At 36.2% G+C, this 25,175-nt stretch carries 21 protein-coding genes; 10 read left to right on the top strand and 11 right to left on the bottom strand.

From position 1 onward, the window contains the following. Positions 1 to 1,425 (top strand): rod shape-determining protein RodA, encoded by a 1,425-nt coding sequence (rodA, locus tag BZG02_RS02360; protein WP_101259799.1) that lies wholly within the window; start codon positions 1 to 3, stop codon positions 1,423 to 1,425. On the opposite strand, the gene BZG02_RS02355 is transcribed toward rodA, so the two are convergent. Continuing rightward, the gene (locus BZG02_RS02355) at positions 1,364 to 2,002 is read right to left on the bottom strand and encodes an acyl carrier protein phosphodiesterase (protein WP_180335597.1); all 639 of its coding nucleotides are present in this window, start codon (positions 2,000 to 2,002) and stop codon (positions 1,364 to 1,366) included. The genes rodA and BZG02_RS02355 overlap by 62 nt on opposite strands. A 568-nt stretch (positions 2,003 to 2,570) precedes the next feature. On the opposite strand from BZG02_RS02355, the gene BZG02_RS02350 reads away from it, so the two are divergent. Further along, positions 2,571 to 3,923: a cyclic 2,3-diphosphoglycerate synthase gene (locus BZG02_RS02350; RefSeq protein WP_101259797.1), complete on the top strand. Its 1,353-nt coding sequence runs from the start codon at positions 2,571 to 2,573 to the stop codon at positions 3,921 to 3,923. Positions 3,924 to 4,141: 218 nt separating this feature from the next. Next, positions 4,142 to 6,643, top strand: a complete 2,502-nt coding sequence (locus BZG02_RS02345; RefSeq protein WP_101259796.1) for a PAS domain S-box protein — start codon at positions 4,142 to 4,144, stop codon at positions 6,641 to 6,643. Positions 6,644 to 6,645: 2 nt separating this feature from the next. On the opposite strand, the gene BZG02_RS02340 is transcribed toward BZG02_RS02345, so the two are convergent. After that, positions 6,646 to 7,539: a DMT family transporter gene (locus BZG02_RS02340; RefSeq protein WP_101259795.1), complete on the bottom strand. Its 894-nt coding sequence runs from the start codon at positions 7,537 to 7,539 to the stop codon at positions 6,646 to 6,648. Between the two features lie 515 nt (positions 7,540 to 8,054). Between BZG02_RS02340 and BZG02_RS02335 the strand changes: the two genes are divergently transcribed. Then, complete coding sequence (locus BZG02_RS02335) at positions 8,055 to 8,765, top strand: hypothetical protein (protein ID WP_101259794.1); 711 nt, start codon at positions 8,055 to 8,057, stop codon at positions 8,763 to 8,765. 48 nt (positions 8,766 to 8,813) lie between these two features. After that, entirely contained in the window at positions 8,814 to 9,119 is a 306-nt protein-coding gene (locus BZG02_RS02330; protein ID WP_180335596.1) for a hypothetical protein, read from the top strand. Between the two features lie 36 nt (positions 9,120 to 9,155). Here the strand turns inward: BZG02_RS02330 and BZG02_RS02325 are convergent, their stop codons facing one another. The 3 genes from BZG02_RS02325 to lysS form a co-directional block, all read right to left on the bottom strand. Beyond that, the gene (locus BZG02_RS02325) at positions 9,156 to 10,496 is read right to left on the bottom strand and encodes a glucose-6-phosphate isomerase (protein ID WP_101259793.1); all 1,341 of its coding nucleotides are present in this window, start codon (positions 10,494 to 10,496) and stop codon (positions 9,156 to 9,158) included. 216 nt (positions 10,497 to 10,712) lie between these two features. Further along, on the bottom strand, positions 10,713 to 11,708 hold the full coding sequence (locus BZG02_RS02320; RefSeq protein ID WP_101259792.1) for an NAD(P)H-dependent glycerol-3-phosphate dehydrogenase: 996 nt from the start codon (positions 11,706 to 11,708) through the stop codon (positions 10,713 to 10,715). Between the two features lie 127 nt (positions 11,709 to 11,835). After that, positions 11,836 to 13,557: a lysine--tRNA ligase gene (lysS, locus tag BZG02_RS02315; protein WP_101259791.1), complete on the bottom strand. Its 1,722-nt coding sequence runs from the start codon at positions 13,555 to 13,557 to the stop codon at positions 11,836 to 11,838. 514 nt (positions 13,558 to 14,071) lie between these two features. Here lysS and lipA point away from each other — a divergent pair. The 4 genes from lipA (at position 14,072) to BZG02_RS02295 (ending at position 18,861) form a co-directional block, all read left to right on the top strand. Then, complete coding sequence (gene lipA, locus BZG02_RS02310) at positions 14,072 to 14,956, top strand: lipoyl synthase (RefSeq protein WP_101259790.1); 885 nt, start codon at positions 14,072 to 14,074, stop codon at positions 14,954 to 14,956. Continuing rightward, entirely contained in the window at positions 14,949 to 15,653 is a 705-nt protein-coding gene (gene lipB / locus BZG02_RS02305; RefSeq protein ID WP_101259789.1) for a lipoyl(octanoyl) transferase LipB, read from the top strand. The genes lipA and lipB overlap by 8 nt, the downstream gene beginning before the upstream one ends. A gap of 23 nt (positions 15,654 to 15,676) precedes the next feature. Next, the gene (gene recJ / locus BZG02_RS02300; protein WP_101259788.1) at positions 15,677 to 17,386 is read left to right on the top strand and encodes a single-stranded-DNA-specific exonuclease RecJ; all 1,710 of its coding nucleotides are present in this window, start codon (positions 15,677 to 15,679) and stop codon (positions 17,384 to 17,386) included. 242 nt (positions 17,387 to 17,628) lie between these two features. Beyond that, positions 17,629 to 18,861, top strand: coding sequence for a uracil-xanthine permease family protein (locus BZG02_RS02295; protein WP_101259787.1), 1,233 nt, complete (start codon positions 17,629 to 17,631; stop codon positions 18,859 to 18,861). 260 nt (positions 18,862 to 19,121) lie between these two features. On the opposite strand, the gene BZG02_RS02290 is transcribed toward BZG02_RS02295, so the two are convergent. From BZG02_RS02290 to ybaK, 5 genes are all read right to left on the bottom strand, one after another. Then, complete coding sequence (locus BZG02_RS02290) at positions 19,122 to 20,015, bottom strand: hypothetical protein (RefSeq protein WP_101259786.1); 894 nt, start codon at positions 20,013 to 20,015, stop codon at positions 19,122 to 19,124. A 179-nt stretch (positions 20,016 to 20,194) separates the two neighbouring features. Next, complete coding sequence (locus BZG02_RS02285) at positions 20,195 to 21,517, bottom strand: NCS2 family permease (RefSeq protein WP_101259785.1); 1,323 nt, start codon at positions 21,515 to 21,517, stop codon at positions 20,195 to 20,197. Positions 21,518 to 21,544: 27 nt separating this feature from the next. Beyond that, positions 21,545 to 22,198, bottom strand: coding sequence for a DUF5020 family protein (locus tag BZG02_RS02280; RefSeq protein ID WP_101259784.1), 654 nt, complete (start codon positions 22,196 to 22,198; stop codon positions 21,545 to 21,547). A gap of 57 nt (positions 22,199 to 22,255) precedes the next feature. Next, positions 22,256 to 22,894 carry an HAD family hydrolase gene (locus BZG02_RS02275; RefSeq protein WP_101259783.1) on the bottom strand — a complete coding sequence of 213 codons (639 nt, stop codon included), beginning with the start codon at positions 22,892 to 22,894 and terminating at the stop codon, positions 22,256 to 22,258. Beyond that, positions 22,891 to 23,379 (bottom strand): Cys-tRNA(Pro) deacylase, encoded by a 489-nt coding sequence (gene ybaK, locus BZG02_RS02270; protein ID WP_101259782.1) that lies wholly within the window; start codon positions 23,377 to 23,379, stop codon positions 22,891 to 22,893. The genes BZG02_RS02275 and ybaK overlap by 4 nt, the downstream gene beginning before the upstream one ends. 371 nt (positions 23,380 to 23,750) lie before the next feature. Between ybaK and BZG02_RS02265 the strand changes: the two genes are divergently transcribed. Beyond that, on the top strand, positions 23,751 to 24,656 hold the full coding sequence (locus BZG02_RS02265; RefSeq protein ID WP_101259781.1) for an RluA family pseudouridine synthase: 906 nt from the start codon (positions 23,751 to 23,753) through the stop codon (positions 24,654 to 24,656). Between the two features lie 2 nt (positions 24,657 to 24,658). Here the strand turns inward: BZG02_RS02265 and BZG02_RS02260 are convergent, their stop codons facing one another. Then, on the bottom strand, positions 24,659 to 25,132 hold the full coding sequence (locus BZG02_RS02260) for a PaaI family thioesterase (protein WP_101259780.1): 474 nt from the start codon (positions 25,130 to 25,132) through the stop codon (positions 24,659 to 24,661). Between the last annotated feature and the right edge of the window lie 43 nt (positions 25,133 to 25,175).

Raw genomic sequence — 25,175 nt, 5'->3', positions numbered from 1 at the left:
ATGACAAGAAAGGTAAATTTGTTAAAGAATCTGGATTGGTGGACAATTTTTTTATATGTTCTGCTTGTTTTCTTGGGATGGATAAATATCTACGCTGCCGTTTATAATGAAGAACACCAAAGTATTTTTGATATTAGTCAGAGATATGGAAAACAATTGATGTGGATTGGTGCGGCTTTTTTCCTCGCAATGGTTATTCTGTTAATCGAAGGAAAATTCTTTTCGGCATTTGCTTATCCCACCTATCTACTCATGATTTTTCTTCTAATAGCCGTTCTGATTTTTGGAAGAGAGGTAAATGGAGCACGATCGTGGTTCGAAATTGGTGGTATTCGTTTACAGCCAGCCGAGTTTGCTAAATTTGCTACTTGTTTGGCTATTTCCAGGTACATAAGTCAGTTTAATTTTAAGATTCATAAGTTTAAGTCCTTATTTATATCGGGAGTAATACTATTTACCCCTGCGGTTCTGATTATTTTGCAACGAGATGCTGGTTCTGCCTTGGTATATATTGTTTTTATATTAGTCTTGTATCGCGAAGGTCTTTCGGGAGTGGCCCTGTTCGTTGGAGTTTTAGCAGCGGTATTGTTTATAATTACCTTGCTAATGCCCGAATTATATGTACTCTTAATTATTTTAGCCTTTGCATTTATCTCCTTAAAATTTATTGGAACACGTTGGAAACAAGTTGGAATTGGGGTTACGGCTATTCTTATTGGATTTGCATTGGTTTGGGGAGTAGTTCAGGTGATGGAATTAAAACTATCGGCTTATACGATTTTGAATTTATCAATAGCTTTAAATTTTATTCCCTTCTTATATTATATTTATAAAGAACGTCTTAAGCATGCAATTTGGGTGCTTCTTATTGCAGTGGGAAGTCTGTTTTTTACCTTTTCGGTAAGTTATTTGTTCGAAAATATTTTAGAGTCTCATCAACAGGAACGGATTAACGATTTGTTAGGAATTGAATCGGATCCTTCGGGTGCTGGATATAATGTAGCTCAATCAAAAATTGCGATTGGGTCTGGAGGATTTGCAGGAAAAGGCTTTTTGAATGGAACGCAAACAAAATTTAAGTTTGTGCCAGAGCAAAGTACCGATTTTATTTTTTGTACTGTTGGCGAAGAATGGGGTTTTGTTGGCTCTACAGCTGTTTTAATCTTTCTGATGTCATTAATAATTCGCTTACTGTTTTTGGCGGAACGACAACGATCTCCTTTTAGTAGAATTTATGGATACGGAGTGGCATGCATTCTGTTTTTTCACCTAGCGATTAATGTAGGAATGACTATTGGGCTTGCACCGGTGATAGGAATTCCATTGCCATTTTTTAGTTATGGTGGATCTTCCTTATGGGCATTTACAATTTTGTTGTTTGTTTTTCTTCGTTTAGATGCGAATCGTTTGGAGTTATTACGATAATCTGATGTTCGGTACGAACGTAATCAATAAGATCGGTCATAAACAAATCAAATTCATTTTCAATATCACTATACTGATCGATTAAAGTTTTTATAGCATAATCGGTTTGGGCTGGTAAACTGGTTCTGCGTGCCATAATTTCTAATGCTGCTTGTAATCCATCCATGCTCGAATAGCTTTCTAATCTTCTGCTTTGAATTAAAAAGGGAAGGAATAACTTTACCTTTGCAGGAAGAATTAAAAAGTTTTTCACAAGAATCTCGTGAGATTTATTGACAAAACGGGAAATGGATTGGGTGTGATATTCATCCCATTTGCGAGCTAAAAAATGATCGTAAATCACATCAATAACAACACCGGAGTACCTTTTATATCCTTTTTTAAATCGATTCGAGCTTTGTAAAACGATAGGGTGATGATCGGTGAAGTGATCAATGTTACGATGAAGGAGAATTCCTTTCTGAACCTCTGGAGGATAATCCTGATATTTATTTCCTTTAATAAAGTCACCAATAAAGTTTCCAATCTTCACTTTGTCCGATTCTCCGGAAAGATATTGATGTGCTAAAAAGTTCATGTTTTTGCGGTTCTGGTTTCTCGAAAATAAGGAATAAATGCTATTTCCCATTCTCTTTCTGCTATCTTTTTTTTGCGGTACAGGTACTAGTCTATTTTTAAAAGTAGCGAAAAACCTACTTGTCTGGAGAATGTACTATTATAAATGTTGCTAATTTTACTGTTTACCAATTTGCTAAAGGAAATATGGAGATTAAAATATTGGGTTCGTTTTAGGAAGGCTTTAGTGGATGGCAGATCGTAAGTGTTCTTTCATGGAACAAAGACTGCAGTAAGTTGTGTATCAGTACTTTTTTTTCATGTTGAGTAGCAGGTTTTCTTGAGTTATACCGATATAGGATGTTGGTTTGTTGTATTTCGTTCAACGGTTAAAATTAGTTTGGAAAAGATGGATGGGATAAAAACTAAATAAGTTAGAACAGTTTTAGGACAATGTCAATTTTTATTGTCGTGTTAAGAAACAGACTTAATGACTTCAACTTAAGTGATTTAAACTTAGGTTAAGTCCTTAAAATTTTTAATTTTATGTACTCATACCTATTACTAATTTTAACTTAAGAACAAAAGTTATGGCTAAAAAGAATGTCATTATTATTGGTGCTGCAGGTCGTGATTTTCACAATTTCAACACTTACTTTCGAGACAACTCGGAGTACAATGTAGTTGCTTTTACAGCAGCTCAAATTCCTGATATTGATGGAAGAAAATATCCAAGTGAACTGGCGGGTTCGTTATATCCTTCGGGAATTCCAATTTATGCCGAAGCCGATTTGGTGAAATTGATCAAAGAACATTGTGTAGACGATTGTATTTTCTCCTATTCGGATGTTCCCTACAAACGAGTAATGAATATTAGCGCAATTGTAAATGCGGCAGGTTCCAACTTTAAGTTATTAGGTCCGGGCGATACCATGATAAAAAGTAGTAAGCCCACTATTGCGGTGGTTGCAACTAGAACGGGATGTGGAAAATCTCAAACCTCACGAAAAGTGATTGAAGAGTTAATGGATAAAGGTTTAAAAGTGATAGCAATACGACATCCGATGCCTTACGGCGATTTAGTTGCCCAAAGAGTACAACGTTTTGCAACAGTGGAAGATTTAAAAAAACACAAGTGTACTGTGGAGGAAATGGAAGAGTACGAACCACATGTTACTCGTGGAAATATTATTTATGCGGGAGTAGATTATGAGGCTATTGTTCGCGCAGCAGAGAATGATCCGGATGGTTGTGATGTTATTCTGTGGGATGGAGGAAATAACGACTTCTCTTTTTACAAGCCAGATTTAACCATTACGGTGGCAGATCCGCATCGTCCGGGAGCAGAAGTGAATTACTATCCTGGAGAAGTAAATCTGCGCTTGGCAGATGTAGTGGTAATTAATAAAATGGATTCTGCATCGCCAGAAGGAATTCAAACCGTTCGCGAAAATATCGCTATGGTAAATCCAAAAGCTATTGTTATCGATGGTGCTTCTCCAATTTCGGTTGATCATCCTGAATTGATTCGTGGAAAACGAGTTTTAATTGTAGAAGATGGACCAACTTTAACACATGGGGAAATGAAGATTGGTGCAGGAACTATTGCGGCTAGAAAATTTGGCGCAGCAGAGGAGGTTGATGCGCGACCTTATTTGGTTGGTAAATTGAAAGAAACCTACCAAATTTACCCTAACATTGGGAATATTCTTCCTGCAATGGGCTATTCCGATCAGCAACTGAAAGATTTGGAAACAACTATTAATAATAGCGATTGCGATACCGTTATTATTGGTACTCCTATCGATTTAAATCGAATTATTACAACTAAAAAACCAACTACAAGGGTTTATTATGATTTAGAGGAGATTGGTTATCCAAAATTAGCTCACGTAATCAACCAATTTACGGAAAAACACCATTTGAATAAGGAAATGGCTTAGTTCTGAAACAGATGATTTTTTTTATTGTAAAAGAGTAGACAAGGTCTACTCTTTTTTTGTGCTCTAAACCTATAGGATGTTGAGTTTTTCGTAACTAAATTTCACTAAAAAACACAACCTTATAAACGAAATTGGTGTATACCTTTTTTTAGATGAGTGAACTACTACGTTTTGGCTAACCAGAACTACGAATTTAAAATTAAGACTATTTTGTTTTTATGAATAATTCCATCATTATAGGTTTAATACAGAATATGGCAATTTTGTTGTCATTTAGTATGCTGTACGATTATTTGTGGGTGAGGCGTACCGATTTAAAATCTATATGGGATCAGGTTTTGGCGGGACTTTTGGTGGGTAGTACCGGTATTATTTTAATGCTTTCGTCCTGGGAACTTTTACCAGGCGTTGTTTTTGACACTCGCTCGGTTATTCTTTCTATTTCGGGATTATTTTTTGGAGCTGTTCCTACTATAGTCGCGGTACTAATTACTGGTATCTATCGTTTCATTTTGGGCGGAGAGGGAATGCTTATGGGAATTGCTGTGATAGTAAGTTCAGGACTTATTGGTATTTTCTGGAAACAAATATGGTCTAAAATTGGGTATAAACCTTCTTGGGTAAAATATTTATTACTAGGGGTAAGTGTTCATTTGGCAATGATTGCTTGTACATTATTTTTGCCAGCAGAAAAAGTGATACCAACCCTCCTTAAAATTTCCTGGCCTTTATTAACAATTTATCCACTAGCCAATATGTTATTGGGTTTAGTAATGAACAGGCAGTGGCAAAATAGGGAGAATAAAATTGCCTTAAGCGCAACGCAGGAAAAATATTCTCGTTTGTATGAAAGTATGAACGATGCATTTGTGGTGATGGATTTAAATTTTAATGTGATTGAATTTAATACCGCCTACAAAGAAATGTGGGGTTACACTTCTAATGAATTGATTGGTATGAATTGTCATGCTGTAACTCCTGTCAAATGGCGGGAGTTTGAGAAAAGAATCATGGAGGAGGAGGTACTGGTAAACGGAAGTTCGGAAGTATACGAAAAGGAATGTACTCGGAAAGATGGGACTTTAATTCCTGTGGAACTCCGTATTTATTTATTGAAGGATGAAAACCAACAACCTAAAGGGTTTTGGGCAATGGTTCGCGATATTTCTATGCGGAAAAAGGCTGTTGCTTTAGTGGAAAATGAACGTTCTCATCTAAAAATATTGATAGAAACAGTCCCCGAGATGATTTGGTTGAAAGATCCTAATGGAATTTATTTAACCTGCAATCGTAAATTTGAGCAATTTAACGGAGTACAGGAAAATTCACTAATTGGAAAAACGGATCATGATGTTTACCCGAAAGAGCTTGCTGATTACTATGGGGAAAAGGACAAGGAGGTTTTGATCAGCAAAAAAGTTGTGCGATTTACTACCTGGTCTATTTCTGCAACAACGGGAAGTAGAATATTAACCGAAACCATTAAAACACCAATGTACGATGCCGAAGGTAAATTACTTGGAGTGTTGGGTGTATCTAGAGATATTACAGAGCTAAAGTTGGCCGAAAAAGAGCTGTTAAAAGCAAAAGAGAAGGCGGAGGAAAGCGATAAGTTGAAATCTATTTTCCTGGCTAATATGAGTCACGAAATTCGCACCCCTATGAATGCAATTATGGGCTTCTCGGAATTGTTAGTTAGTACTGATCTCGACGAGGCGGAAAAGTCGCAGTACGTAAATATTATTCAAAATTCGGGAAGTAGACTATTGCAATTGATTGATGATATTGTGGATATTTCTAAATTAGAATTAGATCAGGTAGTAGTACATAGAGCCGAAACTAATTTGCACGATTTATTTATAGGTAGTGTGGAGTTAGCGAAAAGGACCGAGTTGTGGGAGAAAAAAAACAATCTTAATTTGGTTGTAAACTTGCCAGCTAAGGAGGGCAAACTTGCAGTATTTACCGATGTAAATCGTTTTCATCAGATACTCGATAACCTGATAAACAATGCAGTAAAGTTTTCCGAAAACGGTACAATTGAAGTAGGTTACCATTTTAAGAAGTCTGTAACCGAAACGGTTATTGAAGTGTATGTGAAAGACGAAGGTTGCGGGATTCCTAAAAGTAGACACTCTATTATTTTTGATAGTTTTAGACAAGGGGACGAAGAGAGTTTTAACGACGGAACTGGTCTGGGTTTAAGTATTTCGAAAGGACTTGTAGAGCTTCTTGGAGGGAATATTTGGTTCGAATCGGAGGTAGGCAAAGGAAGTACATTTTATTTTACACTGCCATATTCTAAAAATGAAACGATTGATATTAATGATTCTCAGGTGGTAATGCCCCAAAAGTCTTTAGGATTGAAATCGGTTTTGATTGCAGAGGAAGATTACAATTCTTTTCTTTACCTGCAAAAGTTATTTGATGGGACTAATTTTGTGATTTCTCATGCCTCTAATGAAAATATCATGATAAATATGGTGGACAAAGAGAATCCAGATTTACTGATATTGGATGTCAATATTCAAAATAAATCGTCGATAGATTGTTTGGCTTTTGTAAAAGAGAGAAATAGGGATTTAAAAGTAATTGCTCAAACAGCTTTTGCTGTTAAAGGGCAACAGGAGCAATGGATAACTGCCGGTTGCGATGGTTATATTAGCATGCCAATTACCAAAAATGATCTTTTAAGCGAAGTAGCCCGGGTTTTCAATTAAAATTATTTGTTTCGAATATCTCCTACGGTAATCAATACGATGCCAAAAATGATAAAAATTCCACCTAATAGCTGATTACCAGTTGGTAAAATATTCATAAAAAGGAAGGCTCCTAATACAATAAAGAAACTTCGTAAGGTGCAAATTAAGGTAGTGATAGAAGCGTCGACATATTTTAAGGAGGCAAATGTGAGGGTAACTCCCAAAAATGGACCTAAAATAGATCCTATACTGATGTAAAAAAGAGAGCTGGCTGTGTAGTGCGGTAGTTCAAAAGTAAGGAGATTATACAATCCAAATCCCAGAAACAAAAACAAGGACCGAACTACCGTAATTAGGCTAGAGGGAATGGTTTTAATTTCGGATCGGGCAAGCACCAGGCTAACTCCATAAAACAAGGCAAAAACAAGTGCTGCTATACTCGCCGGAGAGGCAAAACTTGCCCAATCGAGGCTGTTATGATAGTTGATTAGGGCAACACCACCAAGAGTTACTACAATGCCCGCCACGGCCAGTAAATTGTACCGTATTTTCAGGAAAACAAATCCAATAAAAATGACAAAGATAGGACTGGTATTTGCAAGAAAGGAAACCACTGCGGGGTTTTCGGTAAGTTTTATCGAGAAAAAAAAGGCTGTCATGGATATTACTTCTGAACAGCCAATTACAAATAAAATGAATTTTGATTTGTTAGCTAGTGTATCAATTTTCTTCCTTTCGGTAAAAAAGTAATAGTACAAGAAGTTGTAGAAAAAGGCAAAGGCAAACCATAGCATGCCAAAGGAGGCCAAACTAACATCTTTCATTGCCAGTTTACTGAAAATATAGATGTTCGAAAAGCTGATGGTGGCCAATAGTGCCAAAGCACTTCCCTTAAATTTATTGCTCCAAATCATTGTTCTAAACTATTTTATTTCTTCACAAATGTATTGAATTTTGGGAAGCATTCGGCGCTATTAAATCCGATAATCCTTTGATTTTGTACTAAACTAAAGCGAAGGTTTAATAAGCAATTGATTCGATAAAATGGGTGGGAGTAGTATCCTGTTATAGAGTAGATTAATGTGGAAAATATTTCTGGTAAGTATAGGCTGGTAAGAATAGATATTGTAACTTGTAGCTAAGAAGTAGCTAATAGGAATACAAATTTATGAATTCAGATTTTAGTTCTACCGGAAAATAGATTTTTGATAATAAATAAGACACCAGAAATACCTAGTTGTAGATGAGTAATATTTACTAAGAAGAAATAATCAGAGTTTAGTAGGGGGAAATAAAGGGGAAGAAAGAGTAGAATGGGAGTAGGCATATTGAAATCCACGAAACGGGTAAAAAGATCTTGTTAGGAAGATGGTTTGTTTTTAGAAGGCAAATAAAATCACCGGAAGGAGAAAATAAAAATACCAGACACATGGGAAAAATGTATAATAAGTATCGTTTGGAGGAACTACCAATTGTGGCAGATCTGCTCTTACAGTTAATGAACAGGGATTTGCACCATTTTGCTTCCTTTTCGGCGGAGTTTAATGAGGATTACCTAAAAAGGGTGCGCGAGGAAGTCTCGAAAACCCAACGACTTACTTCGGTTCAAACAATAACCGCGGAAAAATCGAAGTTGACAAGTGTTCGTTATGCGGTGATGATAAAGATTAGCTATCTTTTAGATCGGGTGGATGCGTACGCTACTCGTGCGGCAGATCAGTTACAAGTGCTTCCTGCCGATTTTGGAGTGCGGGAAGCAAAACAGGAGCTTAAAAGGAAAAATGTGGAAGGAAGTTGGATGCGAATAAAAGAGGTGGAAAAAAATATCGCCACTAATTTAGTTGCGCTTCAAGCTAAGGGATATCCTGCAGAGCTGGGGCTCGAATTACATGAGTTAACTGGTAAAATGACAAGAATGAATTTGCAAAAAGTAGAAATGATTAGTCGCAGAAAACAATTGGTTATTCAGAATCATATTCAATATCAGCGATTATGGCAGTATATTCTCGAAATTTCCGATATCGGAAAATTGGTAATGCGACCAGAGCGCGGAAAAGCAAGTGAGTATCAACTCTGTAATCTGTTAAAGCATATTCGCAAGCCAGTCTTAGTGGAAGGTTCTTCTTCTATACCGGAGTAGAATCAAAAGGAAGATGAGAATTCAGATATTATTAATATATTCGTTTGAATGGAACTAAATTTACTTTTTGCAGCACTCTCCACTTTTGTTTTGAATGTCCCTTTTGGTTACATCCGACAAGGCTTTAAAAAATTCTCGGTAATGTGGTTTGTCTCCATTCATGCACCAATTCCTTTTGTTATTTTATTTCGACATTTATTTGGTTTGGGCTTTCAGCTATATACTTATCCAATTATGGTGAGTGCTTTTTTTTTGGGACAGTTTATTGGGAAAAGAATTCGAATCCGCCGGGATATTAAAAAGAAATTGGAGCGAAAGCTTCGGGCAAAAAGCATAAAAAAAGATCAACCCTAGGTTGATCTTTTTTATAGTACAAGCTAGCAATTACTGCTACAATCTTTCTTTTATTTTCTTAGTTTCCTCTTCGAATCCTGGCTTTTCAAGCAAAGCAAACATGTTACTTTTATAGGCTTCAACACCGGGTTGATCGAAAGGATTTACATCCAGAATATAGCCACTAACGCCACAAGCTATTTCAAAGAAATACAATAGTTCACCCAAAAAGAATTCATTCAATTGAGGCATTTCAATTCTTAAATTGGGAACACCACCATCAACGTGAGCCAATTGAGTTCCTAATTCTGCCATTTTATTTACAGCATCAATTCTTCTTCCTGCTAAAAAGTTCAGCTTATCCAAGTTGTCTTTATCTTCAGGGATAAATACGGTGTGGTTCGGTTTCGCTATGGAAATAACAGTTTCGAATATATTTCGTTGTCCTTCCTGAATGTATTGTCCCATAGAGTGTAAGTCGCTGGTGAAATCAACACTTGCAGGGAAAATACCTTTATTTTCTTTTCCTTCGCTTTCGCCGTAAAGTTGTTTCCACCATTCGGCAACATTGTGCAGTTTAGGATTGTAATTGGCTAAAATTTCAATTCCTTTTCCCTTTGCATAAAGCGCATTACGAGTAGCTGCATATAACAAGGCAGGGTTTTCTTCGAAAGGAGTTGACAAGGCATATTCCTGCATCGATTTAGCACCTTTTACCAATTGCTTGATATCGTTGCCTGCAACAGCAATAGGAAGAAGTCCTACTGGAGTTAATACAGAGAATCGTCCTCCAACATCATCTGGAATAACAAATGTTTTATAGCCTTCCTGAACGGCAAGTGTTCTTAGCGCACCTTTCGAAGCATCGGTAATTGCAATAATTCTTTCACGAGCTTCTTCTTTGCCTACATTTTCTTCCAACAATTCTTTTAACAAGCGAAAAGCAATTGCAGGTTCGGTAGTTGTTCCCGATTTAGAAATTACGCAGATACCAAACTCAAGGTCTTTTAAAATATCCATTAATTCAAACAGATAATCCTCGCTAATGTTTTGTCCGGCATATAATACTAATGGATTTTCGTTATCGATATTCAGTTGATCGAAACTATGAGCCAAAGCGTCGTTTACTGCTTTTGCACCTAGGTACGATCCTCCAATACCAATTACCACTAATACTTCTACTTTTTCTTTTAAGGATAAAGCAGTTGCTTCGATATCATTCAACTCTTCTTCGGTAATTTTAGAAGGTAAATCTACCCATCCAACATAATCATTTCCCTTACCGGTTCCTTCTCGAAGAGCAGTTACATGTTTTTTACTCTCTTCTTTAAATTTGAAAATCTCTTCTTTACTTACAAAGCTTAACGATTTTTCAAAACTCAACTTGATGTGTTCCATTATTTTCAAATTAAGGTGTAAAATCCATACCTGTCAGAACCGATACCCCCTCAGAGCGAAAGACAGAAATGGGTTTAATGTGTATAATTAATTAACGTATCTTAAAATTAAATAATTGCAGCATGTGCTATTTGTGTACATTCTTGCAATGTGTATTTTTTTCTTTTCGAAAAACGAAGTGTTTTCGATAGGCAAATTTACAATAGAAATAGAACTTTAACGTAAATCCTCTGTTAATAATTTAATTTCCATTGCTGGTGATATTTTTTCGTATAGGATATTATAAACAGCCATAGTTATTGGCATGTGAACCATGTATTTATCATTTATTTCCTTAATACAACTTACGGCATAATATCCTTCGGCAATCATGTGCATTTCTAATTGAGCAAATTTTACAGAGTAGCCTTTCCCAATCATGGTTCCAAAGGTTCTGTTTCTACTAAATTGAGAGTAGCAGGTAACCAGTAAATCGCCTAAATAAGCAGAGCTTTTAATATCTCGGGTAATAGGATGAACGGTATCTACAAAACGTTTAATTTCCTGAATTGCGTTGGAGATTAATACGGCTTGAAAATTGTCACCATAACGTAGCCCGTGACAAATACCCGAAGCAATAGCGATAACATTTTTAAGAACAGCAGCATATTCGGTTCCATAAATATCATCCGAAATGCTTGTTTTAATATACGCACATTCCATTTTCAGAGCCAATTCTCTTGCTTTTTTGGTATCCTGAGATGCAATTGTTAGGTAAGATAATCGTTCCAAAGCAACCTCTTCGGCATGACAAGGCCCTGAGATTACTCCGATATTATCGATAGGCACATCGAACTTTTCGTTAAGGAACTCCCCAATAATCATATTCTCATCGGGAACAATACCTTTAATTGCCGAAACAACAAATTTATCCTTAATACTTGCCGTCAAATTTTTGAGTGCATTTTTTAGGAAGGCAGATGGTATTGCAAAAATAATAATGTCAGAATTGTTTACGATTTCATTAATATCCGAAGAGAAATTAATTTTGTCGGTTTCGAATTCGGCACTGGTAATATAACGTGGATTATGTCCCAACTCTTTAAATTGATCAATGGTTTCGGGGTTTCGCATGTACCAATTGATCTCAGAAACATTTTCCATAAGGATTTTTGCAATAGCCGTTGCCCAGCTACCACCTCCAATTATGGCAATTTTTGAGGATTTATTCATGAATTTATGCTTAAGTCAGGTGTGATTAGATAAATATTTCTGTAACTATCAGATCTCTAATTTACTAAATATCGGAGGAAGGGAAAAATTCCCGACCTCCGATATGGAAAATATTATTAGAAGAAGCTTAGGATAACCAAGCAGCTACTTCCTCTTGACTAGGATTTTTTAATCCCATTTTTAGTTTTTTATTCCAGCCACAAATATCTTGGTGAAGTTTTGTCGGCTTCTCCTCTTTTAAATTGGCAACGGTTAAAAATCCAGCTTTACGAATAATTGGCATCCATTCGGGAGCAATTCCTAATGCAACAAATTTTTCATCGCTATCAACAGCAGCTTTCTTTTCCGGTCTCATTTGAGGGAAGAAAAGTACATCCTGAATCGATTGGGCGTTGGTCATTAACATGGTTAAACGATCGATACCAATTCCCATACCCGATGTTGGAGGCATACCATATTCCAAAGCGCGAACAAAGTCCATGTCAATAAACATTGCTTCGTCATCTCCCTTTTCACTTAATTTATTTTGTTCCTGAAAACGCTCCAACTGATCAATTGGATCGTTTAGCTCCGAATAAGCATTACAAAGCTCTTTTCCGTTTACCATTAATTCGAAACGTTCGGTTAACTCAGGATTATCTCTGTGTTTTTTACATAGCGGTGACATTTCAACCGGATAATCAGTAATGAAAGTTGGCTGAATGTAATTTCCTTCACATTTCTCGCCAAAAATTTCATCGATTAATTTTCCTTTTCCCATGGTTTCGTCGGCTTCGATATTCAGTTTTTTACAAACTTCACGAAGTTGAACATCATCCATTCCATTGATATCGATTCCTGTAAATTCAAGAATAGAATCCATCATGGAAATACGTTTATATGGACGTTTGAAATCAATTTCTTTATCGCCAACCATTAATTTGGTTTTTCCATGAAGATCCAGTGCTACTTTCTCAATCATTTCTTCCGTAAAGTCCATCATCCAGTTGTAATCCTTATAGGCAACATAGATTTCCATTACGGTAAATTCAGGATTGTGAGTACGATCCATTCCCTCGTTACGGAAATCTTTCGCAAACTCATAAACACCATCAAATCCTCCAACAATTAGTCTTTTAAGATATAGTTCGTTCGCAATACGCATGTACAAAGGAATATCCAAAGCATTGTGATGTGTTTCGAACGGACGAGCAGAAGCACCACCAGGAATTGCCTGTAAGATTGGAGTTTCTACTTCTAAATAATCTTTGCTGTTGAAAAGCTCACGCATCGAGTTAATGATCTTTGTTCTTTTCAAGAAAACATCTTTAACGCCTGGATTTACAACTAAATCAACATATCGCTGACGGTAACGCATTTCAGGATCGCTGAATGCATCGTATACTTTTCCATCTTTTTCCTTTACAATAGGAAGTGGACGAATCGATTTCGAAAGAATGGTCATTTCGGTTGCATGCACCGAAGTTTCTCCTACCTGAGTAACAAACACGTATCCCTTAATACCAATAAAATCGCCAATATCAGTCAGTTTCTTAAAAACTGTGTTGTATAGAGTTTTATCTTCACCCGGGCAAATATCATCTCTGGTAATGTACACCTGTATTCTTCCTTTTGAATCCTGAAGTTCCAAAAAGGAAGCTTTTCCCATAATTCTTCTACTCATAATTCTACCCGCAATACAAACCTCTTGAAGGTTTTTCTTTTCAGGATCGAAATCTTTCAGAATATCTGAAGAAAAGTTGTTTACATGATATTGTGCTGCAGGAAATGGATTGATACCCATCGACTGCATTTCTTTAAGGGAATTCCTTCTAATGATTTCTTGTTCACTAAGTTCTAACGCATTCATCTTAATCTCAATAAAGTTTATTCGGGTGCAAAGATAATATAATCTGTCCAAATAATTAATTTCAATAGCTTTACTTATCGGATTTATTGCTATTTGCGATGTTAAAAGCCGAAAAGTATGGAGCCACGACTAGCTTTTACATTTTACTGGAGTTCTTAAATCGCACTGAGTTTTACTTTGCGGATAAAATTCTAATTCCGAACCCAAAAGGATGTTATTTGCAATGCCATTGTAAAGCGAAAAATATTTGGTAATATTGCAGGATGTTAATGGTATTTAGATTGAATAAACATAACGAAAGACACATCAAACTAGCAAAAAGATGAGGTTTTTCATGAAAAGTTAAATTGTTTCGAATACCTTTGCGTGAATTTGTTTTTAGAGAAGAATTAATTTTTTTTTGTAGTGTTTGTTGCTGAAAATCAATCGCTTCTTTTTAACGTATTAATCGTTTGTATAGTATTGATATAAATACGGGAAGAAGCTTGAATCATCAGTATAAAATAAAGCGGTAATGAAAATGAATACAAGAAGAAAACCAGATTGGTTGAAAATTCAGTTGCCGAAGGGTGACGATTATGCATATATAAATGGAATTGTAAAAGAGAATGGATTACATACCATTTGTTCGAGCGGAAAATGTCCGAATGTTGGAGAATGTTGGGGCAATGGAACTGCTACTTTTATGATTTTAGGAAATATTTGTACACGAGCCTGTAAATTTTGTAATGTTCCAACAGGAAAGCCTTTAGAAGCAGACTGGAAAGAACCAAAACGTTTGGCCAGATCGATTAAATTGATGAAGCTAAAACATGCTGTGATTACTTCGGTAGATCGCGACGATTTAGAAGATGGTGGATCGGGAATTTGGGCAGAAACAATTAAGTGTATCAAAGAGGTAACTCCAGAAACTACTTTAGAAGTGTTAATTCCCGATTTTAACGGAAAAAAGGAAGATATTCAAAGAGTAATTGATAAGAATCCGGAGGTGATTTCTCATAACTTAGAAACGGTTCGAAGATTAACTCGCGAGGTTAGAAGCAAAGCAAAATACGATCTTAGCTTGCAGGTTTTAAAACAAATTTCGGCTTCGGGTATTGTTGCAAAATCAGGAATAATGCTTGGTTTAGGTGAGAAAGAGGAGGAAATTTATCAGGTAATGGATGATTTGTTGGAAGCAGGAGTTCGTGTAATGACGATTGGTCAGTATTTACAACCTACCAAGAATCATTTGGAAGTGAAGGAATATATTACTCCTGAGGTATTTAAAAAATATGAAACTGTTGGTTTGGAAAAAGGCTTTGCATTTGTAGAAAGTACACCTTTGGTGCGTTCTTCGTATCATGCAGAACGCCATGTAAATGCTTTGAATCTAAAAAGAAGTTTATCAAATGATTAAGACTGTATTTCGCGATCTGGGATCGATAGACTATAAAGAGGCATGGGATTATCAGGAGAATTTGTTTAACGAAGTACTTGCATCGAAACAAGCAAATGCTGATCTTCCTGCCGATCAAAAAAAATTATCGAACAATTACTTACTTTTCTGTGAACATCCGCACGTTTACACTTTAGGAAAAAGCGGAAAAGAGCAAAATATGCTGCTCGATTTGTTGCAGCTACAAGCAAAGGAAGCAACTTTCCATAAAATTAACCGCGGAGGAGATATTACCTATCATGGTCCGGGACAAATTGTTGGTTATCCAATTTTAAATTTGGAAACCTACGATATGGGAATCAAATTGTACATTGAAACATTAGAGCAGGCGGTTATTAATTGTATTGCTGATTATGGAATTGTTGGTACGCGTTTAGAGGGAGCTACCGGAGTTTGGTTAGATGTTGGAAAACCAACGGTTCGAAAGATTTGTGCAATTGGTGTGCGAATTAGCAGATGGGTAAGTATGCATGGTTTTGCATTTAATGTAAATACCGATTTAAAATATTTTGAGTACATCAATCCATGTGGATTTGTTGATAAAGGAGTAACATCCTTAAAAAAAGAATTGGGCAAAGAGCTTGATATAGAAGAAGTAAAACATAATTTGAAGAATCATATCAGCAAACTGTTTGATATGACGCTTGAAATTGACTAATTTAGCTAGCCAAATTCTAGTATATGGAAAAGAGATGGGTAATCAATGAGCCGGGAAATGAAGAAACGGTAAAAACACTAATGGATTCGCTAGGTGTTGATCGTTTAATCGCTGATTTACTGGTGCAACGCGGGATTACTACATTCGACATGGCAAAGAAATTTTTCCGCCCCAGTTTGGAAGATTTGCACGATCCTTTTCTGATGAAAGATATGGATAAAGCTGTGGAAAGATTAGAAATAGCCATCCAGAAGCAGGAGCGAATAATGGTTTATGGAGATTATGATGTGGATGGAACTACATCTGTTTCACTTGTTTATATCTACCTAAGAAAGCATTTCGACTTTATCGATTACTACATTCCAGATCGTTACTCGGAAGGATACGGAGTTTCAACTGCTGGAATTGATTATGCGGCAGAAAATAATTTCAGTTTAATAATTGCCTTAGACTGTGGCATTAAAGCGGTTGGTAAAATTGCTTACGCCAAAGAAAAAGGCATCGATTTTATTGTTTGCGATCATCATACGCCAGGAGAAATTCTACCCGATGCAGTTGCCGTTCTCGATCCTAAAAGATTGGATTGTAACTATCCATGCGATGCATTGTCGGGTTGTGGTGTTGGTTTTAAGCTGATGCAGGGTTTGGCACAAAAAATGAATTGGCCTTTTGAGGATTTAATTCCATTGCTGGATTTACTTGCAGTTAGTATTGCTTCTGATATTGTTCCTATTACCGGTGAAAATAGAGTGCTTACCTATTTTGGTTTGCAACAATTAAATAATTCACCAAGATTGGGTTTAAAAACAATTTTAAATTTAGCTGGTGTTGACAAGGATTTAACGGTAAACGATATTGTTTTTAAAGTTGGACCAAGAATTAATGCGGCTGGCAGAATTCAATCTGGAAATAGAGCGGTACAATTACTCATTGCAGATACCGAGGAATCGGCCATATTAATTGGAGATACCATTGATGTGATGAATGAGGATCGCAAGGAGTTGGATCACAATATTACCGATGAGGCACTAGAGAGAGTTGCGAAAAGCAGTGCTCTTTTAGCTAAAAAAAGCACCGTTCTGTTCGATCGTAGCTGGCACAAAGGTGTTATTGGTATTGTTGCTTCCCGAATGATAGAGAATTATTACAAACCAACGGTAATTCTTACCGAATCGAATGGATTCGCAACTGGTAGTGCGCGTTCGGTAGATGGCTTTGATTTATACAATGCTATTTCGGAGTGCAGCGACTTGTTAGAGAATTTTGGTGGGCACAAATATGCTGCTGGTCTAACTATGAAAATCGAGAATGTTGGCGAGTTTCAAAAACGTTTCGAAGATTATGTAGTGAATAACATTACCGAGGATATGTTGGTTCCTCAGGTGAAGATTGATGCAAATATAAAATTATCGGACATTACACCTAAGTTTTTCCGAATCATTAAGCAGTTTGAACCTTTTGGGCCTAAAAACATGACTCCGGTTTTTGTGAGTGAGCAGGTTCTCGACTACGGTTACAGTCGCCCGGTAGGGAAAAATAAAGAGCATCTTAAGCTTTCGGTTGTCGACGACATTCGCGAAGGAGATGTAAAAGCAGGTATTGCATTTTCGATGGGGAAGTTATTTCCCCGAATTTCAAGTGGTGTGCCATTTGATGTATGTTACTCGCTTCAGGAAAATGAATACATGGGGAAAGTTGAAACTCAATTAATGGTTCGCGACATTAAATTTTAAACAGGTGCTAGTATTCTCATTTTAACCCTGCAGTAATAGTAAACAGATTGTTACAATTCCATTCGTTTGCACTTTTTTTTAGTTTTTTTATTTTTTAGCTGGATGGTTTGATGCACTTGAATTTATTGAGTTTGTATCTAACATTAGTAGGAGGAATCTATCCAAAAATGCCTATTCAAATTTGATCTTCGAGGCATACTTGCTATATTTGCGCCAATTTGTAAAAAATCTAAACCAATTTTATGATCCTATCTCAAGAAACCAGCGCGCCGAACTTTGATAGTCCCGCGAAAAGAATTATTATCGGGATTCAGTTCTTGTTTGTTGCTTTTGGAGCAACAGTCCTCGTCCCTTTATTAGTCGGAATTGACCCATCAGTCGCATTATTTACAGCAGGAATCGGAACCTTGATTTTTCATTTAATCACAAAAGGTAAGGTTCCTGTTTTTTTAGGCAGTAGTTTTGCCTTTATTGCTCCTATTGTAGCTGCTACAGAATTGTATGGTATGCCCGGAGCTCTCTCAGGTCTAATTGCTGTTGGTCTGGTGTATGGCATTGTTTCCGCAGTAATTAAAGTATGGGGATTACGTGTTATCGAAAAAATATTCCCTGCTATTGTAGTTGGTCCAGTTATCATGATTATTGGACTTTCGCTTGCCCCGGTTGCTGTAAATATGGCAAAAACAAACTGGGTAATTTCTTCAGTTTCCTTATTAACTGCCGTAATAATTGTGGTTTATAGTAAAGGAATGATCAAACTAATACCCATTTTTATTGGGATAGTAGTTGGTTATATTCTTTCTGTAATATTGGGTGCGGTTGACTTTCAAGTGATAAATGACGCGGCTTGGTTCGCATTGCCTGATTTTGTTCGTCCAGAATTAAACTGGAGTGCAATATTGTATATGCTTCCGGTTGCATTTGCACCTATTATTGAACACGTTGGCGATATGTATGCTATTGGAGGAGTGGCAAATAAGAAGTTTGTGAAAGATCCTGGTTTGCACAGAACTTTACTTGGTGATGGTATTGCAACAGCTTTCGCTGGATTTTTTGGAGGACCACCGAATACTACTTATTCAGAGGTGACCGGAGCAATTGCATTAACTAAAGTTACCGATCCTCGTGTTCTTCGTATTTCTGCGGTTACAGCAGTGGCGTTTTCTTTAATTGGTAAGGTAAGTGCATTCTTGAAAACCATACCACAAGCCGTTTTGGGTGGAATTATGTTATTGTTATTTGGTATGATAGCCAGTATTGGAATTAAAACCTTGATGGATGCAAAAACCGATTTTTCGAAGACTAGAAATCAAGTTATTATTTCGATTGTTTTAACTGTTGGAATTGGAGGAGCACAAATTTCATACGGAACTTTCTCCTTGGCAGGAATTGGTCTTGCTTCGTTGGTGGGAGTTATTTTGAATCTAATTTTGCCAGATAGATCAAAACCGATTAAAGGAAGTAAGGTAAAATAAATTAGACAACTTTATATTATACATGCAAAGAAAGCCTCAATTGAGGCTTTCTTTTTGTTTAACACTAACTAATACCAAATTAACATCAAAATAAGTATATATAAAATGTTTTTTTCAGCTATATCTTCGTTAAAAAGATGCGCAGTTACTTGGCTATGCTTTACTTTTTGGCCTCATACAGCTAAAAATTAATGCATTTGAAAGTCTATTCTGAAATTAAATTGATGTAATTACCATTTATGCATCAATAATTGATTGGTTTAGTTTCTTTTTCTAAACGAATACCTTCCAAATTCGAAATTGGTAACTTCTCCATTTTGTGTATAATATCCTTTATTGTCGCACATTCCATCGCCAAAGTTGTAGAATATCGTTTCGGTTTCAACTTGAAATTCGGTTTCGCCGGATAAAATGAACTCACACGCACGACTTATTAACAATGGTGTTGATATCTTTGAATTGTATTCTCTATTTTCAGAATTGATTCCGTGACATTCGCCATATATTAAAAATTGATCATCCCAAAGGTCTTCAGGAGTATCATATCCGCTTATCCATTCCTTTGTTTTAGTTCCTGATATACTGTATTTTAATCCATTTTCAGACACTAGTAGAATGCTATCGTAAGAAATTGTAAAGCTAAGTTGCTCATAATCGTTGAAACCATTCGATATGATTTCTATTTTCCCTTCTATTTTAATATCATTAATGCAAAAATCCTCGAAGCGAATATTTTGCCGAGTTCCATTGGTCAGGTATCGTCCTGTAATTTCATTATGGATTTGTCCGCGTTTATGCCTTCCTAAATGATCAACTTGATTGTTAGAGCCGTAGTCGATACTGATGGTTTTTGTTGAGGATCTATATTTTTCATCACCACTTATTTTAATCATAGGGATGGAGTCTTGTTTAGTATTGCTTGCAATATTTGTGTTATTATCAGCAAAGATCACATTTTTTTCTACCTCCGATAATATATCTTCTAAAATGCAATTTACCATGGCATTTTCTTCAATATTCACCGAATTTGTGATTTGCATTTCCATATTCATTTCCTCTTCGGAATTGGAACAGGATATTGTTCCTAGTAAAATAAGAATTCCCCAAATTGTTACTCTCATCGCTCTCATATCTTTCTTTTTTCTTATTCCCATACATATTCTTTAACGAAGAATATGTAATAAAGTTTGGATGAGTGGCTAAAAAACGGTGACGAAAAAGCATTATGGTGATGTTAAGATGTGTCAGGGCTTGTCTTTTTCCAGGAGTTGTTGGCATAAAAAAATCCCTCCTACAAAGTAGGAAGGATAGTAATTATTTTGGAGATATTTTATTACTCACCAATATTGTAAACGTATTTTAAAACAAATATAAAGGCAATACAAATCATGGCAATGTTTAGCTCTTTGTAACGACCAGTTAACACTTTTAAAATAACGTAAGAAAGCATACCGAATGCAATACCTTCTGCGATGCTGTAGGAAAGAGGCATCATAATCATGGTAAGGAAAGCCGGAATAAATTCGGAGTAATCCTCAAAGTTAATTTTGGTAATTGGACTCATCATGAAAATACCGATGATAACAAGAACAGATGAACTTGCTGCAGCAGGAATCATAGTGAATAAAGGAGTGAAGAATAAAGCTAGGAAGAACATGAAAGCTACAACCAATGAAGTCATACCAGTTTTTCCACCTTCAGCAACACCTGCAGCACTTTCCACATAAGTGGTAACAGTTGATGTTCCTAGAACCGCACCAGCAGTAGTTCCAATTGCATCGGCAAAAAGAGCTTGCTTTACACGAGGTACTCTTCCTTCTTCATCCAAAAGATCAGCTTTCGAAGCTACACCTACCAGAGTTCCTACAGTATCGAACATATCCACAAAAAGGAAAACGAATAGGATAGAAACAAATTTCCAGGATAGAATTTCTTCAAATCCCACAAATTGGAAGAAAATAGGCTTAAGAGATGGAGGAAGACTTACTAGAGCACCATCTTTCGGAAGATTTGTGATTTCTAATCCAGGAATTAATCCAACTACAGTGATAATAAGAAGACCAATTAAGATTGCGCCTTTTACTTTGCGAATTAAAAGAACACCAATAACGATAATTCCTAAAATACAAAGTAGTGCACCAGGAGCATGAAGATTACCTAAATGAACAGGTATTCCTTGTCCTTGAACAATAATTGCAACATCTTGATGAGCCAATCCAATAAATGCAATAAATAAACCAATACCTACCGAAATGGCATGTTTGATATTGGTTGGAATAGAATTAATAATGGCTTCGCGGACATTAAAAAATGTAAGCAAAAGGAAGATGATTCCTTCTGCAAATACTGCAGTAAGAGCTAATTGCCAGCTACATCCCATTACACCACACACAGTGAATGCAAAAAATGCATTTAGTCCCATTCCAGGAGCTAAAGCGAAAGGAAGTTTAGCAACCAATGCCATCACTAAAGTGGCAATAACTGCTGATAATGCAGTTGCTGTCATTACGGCACCGTAATCCATACCTGCAACAGATAGAAAATATGGATTTACAGCAAGAATATATGCCATGGTAGCAAAGGTGGTTAAGCCAGCGACAATCTCTGTCTTCATGCTTGAACCTTGCCCGGTAATATTAAAAAACTTATCTAACATGATTGTTTGTTTTTAATTCGGTTTGGATTAAAAATTCCATTTTACAGCAAGAGTAGGACGAACTTCGAAGTCGTCGCCAGCAAAGTTGTTAGAGATTTCAATTTCACTACCAAGGGATAAGTTTTTTGTAGCGTTATACCAAATTTGAGGCTCGGTTAAGAACACGGTGTCGTCCGACAATCCGTTTTCTGTCCAAAGATCAGCAAAACCAGAGAATGTCATTTTTCCGTCTAAAAAGTTAACATACCATGTTCCTGTTACTTGAAAGTTAGCTTCGTCAGCATCTTTAATTGCTTTGTAACCTGCGTAAGCAGAGAATCCCGATTGAGCACCACCTTTAGCATAGTTTAAACCGAAAATCCAAGCATTGTTAATTGTGTATCCAAAGTTCATATCCGGAGTTTCAAAACTTCCAACACCGCCATTGTATTCAATGTGAATTCCGATAGGCATTTTTTCTGTTTTCAATACACGAGCAATCTCAAAATAACCTTGGTTGATTCCATTTTCTGCATCGTAATCAAAATCAACAAAGGTAAAAGTGTTACCCCATTTGTCCATTTTAAACATTTCGAATGTAGATGTGAACTGATCACGGTCTAAATCGCGATGTAATTGGAAGTTTTGTGCGCTAGCCGCGAATGAAACAAGAACCGCGAAGATTACAATTAGTTTTTTCATCTTTGTAAGATTGTTTTAGTAAATAAAATAGGTTGTTTAAAAAATAAAAATGGTTGTTTAATTCTTTATAATATCGTTAAGATGATTGACCACTATGGGGCAACCAGTCTGTTTTAATTTTGTAATAGATTGATGTCCTGCCGCTATTAATATGCATTCACATCCTAATTCTTTGGCCACTTCGTAATCGTGGCTTGTATCTCCCAAAAGACAAACCTCTTTAGGACTTAGCTGGTGATTTTCGATCATTTTTATTCCATTTGCAATTTTCGAGCTGGCAAAAATGTTATCAATACCCGAAATTTCGGAGAAAAACTTGCCAATATTTTCATTGGCAACCGAATTGTTCAGCATATTTTGTTCCATTGCCGATAGAATAAATTGTTGTTTTCCTAAGGATGAAAAATGCGAAAGAAGCTCAATGGCTTCAGGAAAAATGGTAGATTGAGGCAGTAGATTTGTGTAATTTGAAATAAATTCTTTTGCTGTAAGATTCCAATCTTCTTTAGCGAAATCGAATCCTACCGATTCGTAATATTTTTTAACAGGAAATGTAAAAAGTTCTCGATAGCTATCTTCACTTAAAACAGGAAGTTCTCTTTTTGCAAGCATTGTATTAATACATTGCACTCCAATCGAAAGATCATCTAAAAGTGTTCCGTTATAATCCCAAATAATAGCCTTGCTGTTTATCATGCTAACGAAGATTTAGGAGTTGATAGATTGCCAGTTTTGGCATTGGTTACTTTTTGAATATCCTGAGGTTTCACCTTCAGTTGTTTACCTCTTAAGCCTGCGCTAATTAATATGTGATCTAGCTTAAAAGCACTTTCGTCGATAAAAAGGGGGAAATCTTTTTTCATGCCAAGAGGAGAACAACCTCCACGAATATAACCAGTGATTTCCAGAATATCTTTCATGGGAAGCATGGCACATTTTTTATTACCACTAAGTATTGCGAAAGCTTTTAAATCAAGTTCGGATGCTCCGGGAATGCAAGCTATGGTTGTGCCTGTTTTATCTCCGGTAAGGACAAGTGTTTTGTAGATAAATTGAATGTGTTGACCAGTTTTTTCGGCTACACGCTCTGCACCCAATTCTATTGGATCCACGTCGTAGTCGATAATCTCATATTCAATTTTTGCCCGATCTAAAATGCGTGCAGCATTTGTCTTTTTCATCCTTTTGTTTTTTGGCCGGTGCAAGAAAATATTGGTTTTTTTTCTTACCGGATACTACCAGTTTCCCAGATGATACTTTTACTAATAAGGCGCAAAAATAGTAAATTTTTTAAATTTCAAACTTTTAAATCGCTTAGTCTGTGTTTTGAAATACTGACATCTATCAGAAACAAAGGTTTGCGCGATATTTTATTTTTGTTATTTTAATTTGTTAAGAATTAAAATTAGAGGCGCAATTAAAGAATAACTAGTGGGTTAATGCTTTTTGTGTTGTAAAATAGAATAGTTTTTGGCTAAGTTTAAAAAAGATAAGCCGGATGTATCTTTATTTTGTTTTATCTTTCAGAGATAGAAACTCAAATTAAAATATTGTGAAAGTAATCGAATCGCATATTGTTCCGGAAGGTATAAGTGATATTCGTTTGCAGGATTATGCTCCTTCTGTATTCGTTTCCATATCCTCTTATCAGGGAATGAAAAAAGCGATAAAAAGAGGGCGGATTCTGGTAGATGGAGTTCTAGGAAAAACTGCTTTGTGGGTTCAGTCGGGGCAACGAATTGAATTGTGCGATTTGGAGTTGCCACCAGCAAAGGTTTATGAACTGCAGTTAGAGATTGTTTATGAAGATGAGCATATTGCGGTAGTTAATAAACCTGCGGGAATTTCGGTAAGTGGGAATATGTATCGCTCTATTCAAAATGCCTTACCATTTAATTTAAAATTATCGTCCTGTTTGGATGCCTTGCCAGTTTTTCGACCGGTTCATCGTTTAGATAAACCTACTTGCGGTTTGCTATTAATTGCTAAAACATCCCAAGCCATTGGTAATTTGGGAGTGCAATTCGAAAATAGAGAAGTAAATAAGCAATATACTGCCGTGGTTATTGGCAGTTTGCCTGATAAAGGGAAAGTGGATATGCCTGTTGATGGAAAGGATGCCGTTAGTTCTTTTCAGGTAATTCGAAGGAATAATTCAATTCGTAATCAATTTTTAAGCATGGTTCACTTGTTTCCCAAAACAGGACGAACTCATCAGCTAAGAATTCATATGGCAGGCATGGGAACTCCAATTCTGGGAGATAAATTGTATGGTAGCGAAGGGGAGATTCTTCGCAAAAAGGGTTTGTTTCTTTGTGCAACAGCAATTCAATTTCATCATCCATTTACCAACGAGTTGATGGATATTTCAATAGATCCTCCTTATAAGTTTGGACGTTTTATGAAAATGGAAGAAAAACGATGGCTGAAATACAAGGACGATCTTGGTTTGGACTAATACTATTCGTAGAATGCCTCAATACCAGGGTATCCAAACTTTTTCTTGGCCATTTCGGGTGGAAAAATCATGTATTGAACTTCGGCTTCAGAGCAAACTTTTCCAGTTTCATCTAGTATTTCTGCGTGAATGTTCGCAAACTTTTTTTCTTTAGATATTAATCTTGCTCGAACGGTTAGCAATCCATTATCCGTAAAGGCAGTACCTCTAAATTTTGCATTTAAGGCAGTGGTAACGCCACTGGTTGCGCATTTCACAAAAACTACCCAGCAGGCAATTTCGTCGAGAATAGTGGTTTGAATTCCTCCGTGTAATACATTTTTGAAGCCAGCCAAATGTGCTTTTGGATTCCAATTAGAGACTATAAAATCGCCATCCTCGAAGAATTCCATTTGTAAGCCTTGTTCATTTTTTGGAGAGCAACCAAAACAGTTTCCATTTTCGGTTGTTATATACGGATTAATTATTTTTTTCATAGGAAATAGGTTTGGGTTTCGAAAATAAGAAAGGATTCTTAGA

It is taken from the genome of Labilibaculum filiforme (assembly GCF_002843315.1).
Classification (GTDB): Bacteria; Bacteroidota; Bacteroidia; order Bacteroidales; family Marinifilaceae; genus Labilibaculum; species Labilibaculum filiforme.
Note: the sequence above shows the minus strand (reverse complement) of the source record. Positions and strands in the feature narration are given on the sequence as shown.

Excerpts from the sequence above, each read along its gene's own strand:
- rodA (WP_101259799.1), top strand. The coding sequence starts at position 1 with ATGACAAGAAAGGTAAATTTGTTAAAGAATCTGGATTGGTGGACAATT.
- BZG02_RS02355 (WP_180335597.1), bottom strand. The coding sequence starts at position 2,002 with ATGAACTTTTTAGCACATCAATATCTTTCCGGAGAATCGGACAAAGTG.
- BZG02_RS02350 (WP_101259797.1), top strand. The coding sequence starts at position 2,571 with ATGGCTAAAAAGAATGTCATTATTATTGGTGCTGCAGGTCGTGATTTT.
- BZG02_RS02345 (WP_101259796.1), top strand. The coding sequence starts at position 4,142 with ATGAATAATTCCATCATTATAGGTTTAATACAGAATATGGCAATTTTG.
- BZG02_RS02340 (WP_101259795.1), bottom strand. The coding sequence starts at position 7,539 with ATGATTTGGAGCAATAAATTTAAGGGAAGTGCTTTGGCACTATTGGCC.
- BZG02_RS02335 (WP_101259794.1), top strand. The coding sequence starts at position 8,055 with ATGGGAAAAATGTATAATAAGTATCGTTTGGAGGAACTACCAATTGTG.
- BZG02_RS02330 (WP_180335596.1), top strand. The coding sequence starts at position 8,814 with ATGGAACTAAATTTACTTTTTGCAGCACTCTCCACTTTTGTTTTGAAT.
- BZG02_RS02325 (WP_101259793.1), bottom strand. The coding sequence starts at position 10,496 with ATGGAACACATCAAGTTGAGTTTTGAAAAATCGTTAAGCTTTGTAAGT.
- BZG02_RS02320 (WP_101259792.1), bottom strand. The coding sequence starts at position 11,708 with ATGAATAAATCCTCAAAAATTGCCATAATTGGAGGTGGTAGCTGGGCA.
- lysS (WP_101259791.1), bottom strand. The coding sequence starts at position 13,557 with ATGAATGCGTTAGAACTTAGTGAACAAGAAATCATTAGAAGGAATTCC.
- lipA (WP_101259790.1), top strand. The coding sequence starts at position 14,072 with ATGAAAATGAATACAAGAAGAAAACCAGATTGGTTGAAAATTCAGTTG.
- lipB (WP_101259789.1), top strand. The coding sequence starts at position 14,949 with ATGATTAAGACTGTATTTCGCGATCTGGGATCGATAGACTATAAAGAG.
- recJ (WP_101259788.1), top strand. The coding sequence starts at position 15,677 with ATGGAAAAGAGATGGGTAATCAATGAGCCGGGAAATGAAGAAACGGTA.
- BZG02_RS02295 (WP_101259787.1), top strand. The coding sequence starts at position 17,629 with ATGATCCTATCTCAAGAAACCAGCGCGCCGAACTTTGATAGTCCCGCG.
- BZG02_RS02290 (WP_101259786.1), bottom strand. The coding sequence starts at position 20,015 with ATGGGAATAAGAAAAAAGAAAGATATGAGAGCGATGAGAGTAACAATT.
- BZG02_RS02285 (WP_101259785.1), bottom strand. The coding sequence starts at position 21,517 with ATGTTAGATAAGTTTTTTAATATTACCGGGCAAGGTTCAAGCATGAAG.
- BZG02_RS02280 (WP_101259784.1), bottom strand. The coding sequence starts at position 22,198 with ATGAAAAAACTAATTGTAATCTTCGCGGTTCTTGTTTCATTCGCGGCT.
- BZG02_RS02275 (WP_101259783.1), bottom strand. The coding sequence starts at position 22,894 with ATGATAAACAGCAAGGCTATTATTTGGGATTATAACGGAACACTTTTA.
- ybaK (WP_101259782.1), bottom strand. The coding sequence starts at position 23,379 with ATGAAAAAGACAAATGCTGCACGCATTTTAGATCGGGCAAAAATTGAA.
- BZG02_RS02260 (WP_101259780.1), bottom strand. The coding sequence starts at position 25,132 with ATGAAAAAAATAATTAATCCGTATATAACAACCGAAAATGGAAACTGT.